A 6,143-nucleotide genomic window follows, 5' to 3' on the forward strand; every position below is an offset into this window, starting at 1 on the left:
GGACGTCGTCCTGGGCGAGGACGCGCGCCAGCCCTGCCGCCCAACGCGCACGGCCCTGGAGGTGGTGGCCTGGCTGCGGGCGATGGCCTTCAATCTGCTCGCCTGCTTCAGAACGCGTCTGCCTCCGCAAGGCCGTCACCTCGAGGAGTGGACACGCGCATGCGAGCTGCTGCGCGACAGCCTCGTCCATGGACGACGACAGACGGCATTGGCCACGCCGGACTGAGGGCTCGCCGGCCCTCCCTCCGCTTCTGGCCGCCACTCTCCTCCATGCGCACGGCGCCCCGGCCGAACGGCGAAGCTTTGCCGCACCGCGCCTCACTCTCACGCGGCCTCCTCACGAAATCGCAGACACCCGAGAACGCATCAGGCCTGGGATGGGAGCAATCAGTTCCGACTTTCGCGGAAACTGCTGTCGCGTCAAGGAATTGGGTTCCATCACGAGCGTGATTTCTGACGGTCCGGCTCCGTGAGGGCATTGTCGGAGCTTCTCCTTGCGAGTCCCCAGTTAGTGCGCGCGAGAACAAACGCCCATCCCTCTAATAGCGTGCGCGGCAACACTTGGACAAGCAAACCAACTCTTTGGGCGTTGTGTATGGATGCGGTGACGAGCGGTGATGCTTCGTTGGGACTGCATCGCCGCGCGGCCATCCGACAAGCACCCACGCCTCTTTACTTGGCGGCTCGCGCCAGAAGTTGCGCTCCGCCATGTGTACTCGCATGACGGCAAAGCGTGAGGACTGCATGCCACCGCTTCCCTGGCACAGGAGGTCTGCCGCTGTCCCCCTATTCCTCCAGCCAGTAGAAGCGGTTGCCGCTCGCGAGGGCGCGCTCAAGGAACTCGCGGAATGAGCCCGCTATTTGCCGAAGTTCGTGAGGGTACGTCTCATGGTAGGCGTCGAGCAGAGGGTACGGGCCACCCGAGGGCGCCACGTCCACCAGCACGTAGTCGCCGTCCTGGCAGTAGACAAGGGTGTACCAGGACGCCGCCCCCATCGAGTCGTCATCCTCCCCACGCAGGCAAATGCGGGCCCGCTCGATTTCAGCCAGGGATAGGATGCGGTAGTTCGCGTCGGGACGCCGACGGAACAGCGTCGCCCCATCACAGTGCAGGTAGAAGGCGCGCAGATCCTCATCGAGTTGCCAGCCGACCCGCGATTGGAAAGCCGCAACCTGTTCAGGCGTTGCGGGAGCATTCGGGAAGTGGACGCGCGAGATTTCTTCTAGGAGCTTTCTCATAGCCTTAGTCCACGTAGGGCCTGTCAGGCCCCGAGATGCTCCATTGTCCGCCGGGGCTGTAGCACGCCGGGTACGCCTTGTTGATGACCTTGTGTACCGCAGGAGGGACAGGCAGGACATTGTCGCGTGCTGTTGGATGACCGCCATGCCACAAGTCGAAGATGTGGTGTCCGGGCCAGTGGTCCCCGTCGTTCTGCGGCCACGCGCCGAACTCCCTTGCCCATCCCTCTCGGAAGCCCTCGCGTGCGTTGTTCCAGGTCGTCCGTCGCCGCTCGCCGTCGGCGACGGTTGGGTAGTCGCAGCAGCAGTGGGTCATTGCGAGGCGACCGCCAGCCGCCGCTGGAAGGGCCATGAATCGTCCCTCCCAGTCCCCTTTGATGTCCGCCAGCCAGATGCAACCGAGCAGCGTGCGCCCCTGTGTCGCACACCGCCGCTGGCACCGCTCCATCCAGGCCGCGCTGCACAGCCAGGGACCATAGTAGATGGTTGTCTGCACCGTCCCACCGGCCGGACTCGGCACTGCCGGGCCTACCCACTTCGCCGAGGGCTTCACGCCTGTGGTGCTGACTGTGGCCGAACCGCAGCCAACGACAGCGAGCAGAAGGGGCACGCTGGCGGCGCACGGAAGGTAACGGTGGCTCCTTGTTTTAATGAGATAAATAAGACAAGCACGAACCGCAATCCTGCTGTGCAAGGCTTTCGGCTCGACTGCCTGGGGAGAACCCATGTTGCTGGTCAATCCGCAGAAGTTGACGGAGTTCGAGGACCAGCTCGGTTACGAACAGGTCTTCTGCATCCCGGACCCGGACGTGGGCGTGGTGGCGGACTGGGATGGCGTGAAGGAGTTCCTCCCAACGCAGGGGGCGGGCTGGGAGGCTTTCTCGGAGGATGTCTACGTCCTGCCCTCTCTGCCGACGTGGGTGAGAAAGTTCGTATCCAGCAGTTTAGGGAGACCGAGGTGGTGGAAAAGGCCAGGCGGCGAGGATGTCCGCCGGTACAATTTCTTTCTTGAGAGTCGGACCGCTGGAGGCACGCCGTGACTGAGTCAGAACACGCGGAGCAGGCCGTACTTCGAGCAATCCGCTCGGTCCGACTGGGGCAGGCCCCAAATGAGAAGTGCGTCTACTGCGGTGGTTTGATTCAGGTGGTCGGTGCTCCTCCGGGAGGGCCCTTCGTGCAGTTCTACTTCACATGCCCTTGCAAGAAGTCCTCCGGCTTCCTGAGGGGAGTCTGAAGATCGTGGACTGTCGCCCCTTGTCGTCCCAGGGGCGACCTGACGCTGGCAGTCATTCCCAGCGCGAAGGAGACGTGATGCGCAAGGGTTACCTGGTGCTGTTTCATGGACCTGCCGAATGGCTCCCTGGGCGCCGCCTTTCCTCCGGCCGGCAAGGGCTCCGTGGACCTGTCGAACAACTTCCAGGGACGGCAGGAGATTGGCTACTACGAGGACGAGCTGTCCCCCGGGACGTATGCGCGGCTGAAGCAATTGCATGGCGACATTGACTTCATCGCCCTGCCGGTGGCCACGGAGCTGCCGCCCGACACGAAGATGGTGTCGGTGGGTGAGAGCTCCGACGGAGAGGACATCGACACGCGGACGTTCCCCCTCCACGCCGTCCCGGGCGCCCTGGAGCCGTTGCTGAACGAGATGCGCAAGGCCTCCGCGCACATGCCGACGAGGCCGCTCCGGGTGCTGCGGCGCGAAGGCGCGTTGACCTCGCCGCGCTTCCCGCTGGAGAAGCCCGTCTCCTTCGAGGTCACGCTGCGCAACGTGGGAGCTCAGTCCGTCTACACAGAGGAATGATCTACGCGGGGGAAGTCTCCTCAGCGTGGTAGCGGCACGCGTCGTGGCGCGTTGAGGATTGTCAGGAGCAGTCTGAAGAAGCTCCCATCAGAACGCCGTGCCGTTCACCCGCCGCCCAGGCGAAGCCTCCACGCCGGCTGACAGCTGCGTATGCGGCACCCAGCTCCCCGTGGCGCTCCCATCCGGGCTCCGGTTGTAGGAGACACCCACCGTCGTGTCCTGATACCCCGCGCTGTCCTGCACGGTGTTATCCGGACGCACCAGGTACACGGTGTCGCCGCTGCTGCCCACGTTGACGCCCCGGTTGAAGTACAGCCCGCTTCCCGAGGCCGCCGTGGCGTTCGTCACGCCCCCGGGCACCGCCGTCGGGCCCGAGTACACGACATACGACTTGCCCGGCTGAATCATCGTCCCCGCGGGGAACACGTGCCGCGTGTCATCCTCGCCCGCGTAGGAGCTGGCGTCGTGAACCTTCCAGCCGCCCAGGTCCACCGCCGTGGTGCCCGCGTTCACCAGCTCGACGAACTGCTGGTCATAATCCGGCGTGCTCGTCCCCGGGATGTTGTGTGACTGCGGCAGGTACTCGTTGATGAACACCTTGAACTGCGTCCCGCCGGTCCCCGTTCCACCGCCTCCCGCATTGCCGAGGTTGAAGCGGCTGATGATGGGGTAGTGGTCGGACGTGTTGTTCCGGTAGCCCGTGATGTTCGGCCGCAGCACCTGGGTCGAGTTGGGGACATATCCGGCCCACAGCTCATTGGTGACGAGCTGATGGTCGATGAACGTGCTGCGGCTCGCCGTGCTGCCAATGCCCGCCTCGGACAGGGCCTGGGTGGTGAACTTGTAGCTGGCCGAGTCGTTCACGAAGTTGCGGAACGGCGATTCAAACTTCAGCCCGGTGTTGGGATTGGTCGCGATGGACACATCCACGTCGTCATTCCAGTCCCCCACCACCATGGCCCGCTGCGTGGGCAGGCGGAGGTCCAGGTAGTCCTTGATCCACCCGGAGGCCGACAGGCGCCGCGCGTAGTCGTCGGGACCGGTGAGCGCCTTCATGTGGAGGACCAACGCCGTCACGTCCACGCTGGCGCCGCCGCGCTGGATGCGCAGGTCCACGCGCAGCGGCGGACGCCCGCCGAAGTCATAGTCGTGGTCCAGCAGCACCACGTCCGCCCGCAGCACCTGCACCACGTCCGACTTGAACAGCACGCCCACCTTCTGCTCGTTGGCCGCGTAGTAGCTCGACCCCGACGACACCCGCGAGCCGTCGTCCGCCAGGAAGCCGTCGTAGCCCGGCAGCCGCGCCTTCAGCGCGTTGAACTGCGCCGTGCTGACAATCTCCGCCAGCCCCCAGAAGTCCACGCCCGCGTCGGCGAGGACGGCCTGCGCATTGGCCAACTGCAGCGGCTCGTCGTTGGGCCCATAGTCCGGGTCCCCGAACCACTCGATGTTCCAGTTCCCCACCGACAGCGGGAAGCTCCCATCCGGCGCGCCCCCGTCCGGCGTCTGCCCGGGCCCCACCACCTCCAGCCCCAGCTGGACCTCGGCCTCGGCGCCGTGGGCGTCATGGACCCGCAGGGTGATGGGGTGGTTCCCCTCGCCCTGGGCCTGCCCCGTCAGCACGCCCGCGGCGCTCAACGCGATGCCCGTGGGCAGCGCGCCCCCCACCAGCTCCCACTGCAGGGGAGGGCGCCCACCGGTGGCGACCAGGACGTGCTCGTAGCTGTCCCCCGCCGTGGCGGCGGGGAGCCCGTCGGTGGTGACCTCCGGGCGTGGATAGATTTTCAGCGCGTACGTCCGCACGTTCTCCAGGCCGTCCGCGTCCCGCACCGTCACGGTGAGGGAGAAGTCACCGGCCTCGTTGCCCGGGCCCTGCAGCCGCCCCTCTCCCGTATAGAAGGAGAAGCCCTGCGGCGGCGGCGACACCGTGTAGCGCAGCGGCGGCTCGCCCCCGGACGCGGTGAACATGGCTTCGTAGGCAAGGCCCACCGTCGTCGGAGACAGGTCGACCGCGGGCAGACGGGGTCCCCCCGAGGTTCCACGTCCCTCGGAGCAGGCGCACAGCAAGGTGAGGACGGCGAGCATCCCCGCCATTCGGCAAAACGGCATGTCGGCGGGCTCCAGCGCGGGCCTCGAGGAGTGGGGCCCACGGCGCGCCCACTCTAGCCCCGACGGACACCCGTATGCACGAAGCGCGTCGCACGAAGGCAATGGCCGCCGACATCGTTCGTGTTTCAAGCAAGCGCTGGAAGGTTTTGCGCTCCGGGCAGCCGTGGAGTGGAATGGTTTTTTCGGGGGATGACTGCCCCATGGAGGACACAGCACATGGCCAACAAGTGGGACAAGCAGCTGATGGACTTCCTCAAGCGCACCGGTGACGAGCTCAAGCGCACCACCGATGACCTGCGCGGAGAGGCCGAGCGCCTCCTCAAGGAAGTGAAGGACCCCCAGAACCAGGCCAAGGTGAAGGAGGGCCTGGAGCAGCTGCGCACCTGGGCCGCCAGCACCAGCAAGGTGGCCGCGGAGAAGATTGAAGTCGCGGTGCGTCAGGTCGAGGGCGCCGTCGAGCGCGCCTTCACGAACGAAGAGGGCGGCGAGCAGGCCACGTCCTCGCGTACCGCCCAGGCGCCGGCCGAGCCCAAGGCCGAGCCCAAGGCCCCCAAGGCCAGCGCCTCCCGCCCCGCCGCGAAGAAGGCCGGGGGCAAGTCCATTGGCCGCAAGAAGACCGCCGCGGCCAAGAGCCCCGCCACGAAGACGGCGAAGAAGGCTGTTTCGGGTTCCAAGAAGACGATTGGCCGGCCCAAGAAGCCCACCGCGGGAGCGTGAAGTTCCGCTGAACGTGAAGCCCGCCTGCCCGGGGGCCAGGTCGGGTTTCCTTCGTCCTTCTCGCCATTTGGAAGGTCCCGCGGCGCGTGAGATAGTACGCGCCGTGGCCGGCTCGAACGACAAGAGCAGAATCCAGACAGATATCGGGCAGGACGTCATCGACGCGGCGGTCCGCAGCGTCGAGCGTCACATGGACGAAGAGGACGAGGTGACCGTCATCGAGGTGGGGGCTTCCAGCCCGGCCGCCCCGGTGGAGGCCGAAGCGTCCCCGTCC

General features: G+C 66.3%; 5 protein-coding genes and 1 pseudogene. 4 read left to right on the plus strand and 2 right to left on the minus strand.

The genetic code is table 11. The features are described from left to right. A pseudogene (locus G4D87_RS31875) lies at positions 1-226 on the plus strand (hypothetical protein); the annotation flags it as partial. 560 nt (positions 227-786) lie between these two features. On the opposite strand, the gene G4D87_RS31880 reads toward G4D87_RS31875, so the two are convergent. Beyond that, positions 787-1,239, minus strand: coding sequence for an SMI1/KNR4 family protein (locus tag G4D87_RS31880; RefSeq protein WP_163786462.1), 453 nt, complete (start codon positions 1,237-1,239; stop codon positions 787-789). Positions 1,240-1,964: 725 nt separating this feature from the next. Here G4D87_RS31880 and G4D87_RS31885 point away from each other — a divergent pair. Both G4D87_RS31885 and G4D87_RS31890 read left to right on the plus strand, forming a co-directional pair. Further along, positions 1,965-2,279 carry a hypothetical protein gene (locus G4D87_RS31885; protein ID WP_163786463.1) on the plus strand — a complete coding sequence of 105 codons (315 nt, stop codon included), beginning with the start codon at positions 1,965-1,967 and terminating at the stop codon, positions 2,277-2,279. A gap of 299 nt (positions 2,280-2,578) precedes the next feature. Further along, positions 2,579-3,043 (plus strand): hypothetical protein, encoded by a 465-nt coding sequence (locus G4D87_RS31890; RefSeq protein ID WP_205507795.1) that lies wholly within the window; start codon positions 2,579-2,581, stop codon positions 3,041-3,043. 87 nt (positions 3,044-3,130) lie between these two features. Here G4D87_RS31890 and G4D87_RS31895 read toward each other — a convergent pair whose 3' ends face one another. Further along, positions 3,131-5,152, minus strand: a complete 2,022-nt coding sequence (locus G4D87_RS31895; RefSeq protein ID WP_163786464.1) for a lamin tail domain-containing protein — start codon at positions 5,150-5,152, stop codon at positions 3,131-3,133. Positions 5,153-5,368: 216 nt separating this feature from the next. Between G4D87_RS31895 and G4D87_RS31900 the strand changes: the two genes are divergently transcribed. Further along, positions 5,369-5,869, plus strand: coding sequence for a transcriptional regulator (locus G4D87_RS31900; RefSeq protein ID WP_163786465.1), 501 nt, complete (start codon positions 5,369-5,371; stop codon positions 5,867-5,869). Positions 5,870-6,143: the final 274 nt, after the last annotated feature.

This window comes from Myxococcus vastator, from assembly GCF_010894475.1.
GTDB classification, from domain to species: Bacteria; Myxococcota; Myxococcia; order Myxococcales; family Myxococcaceae; genus Myxococcus; species Myxococcus vastator.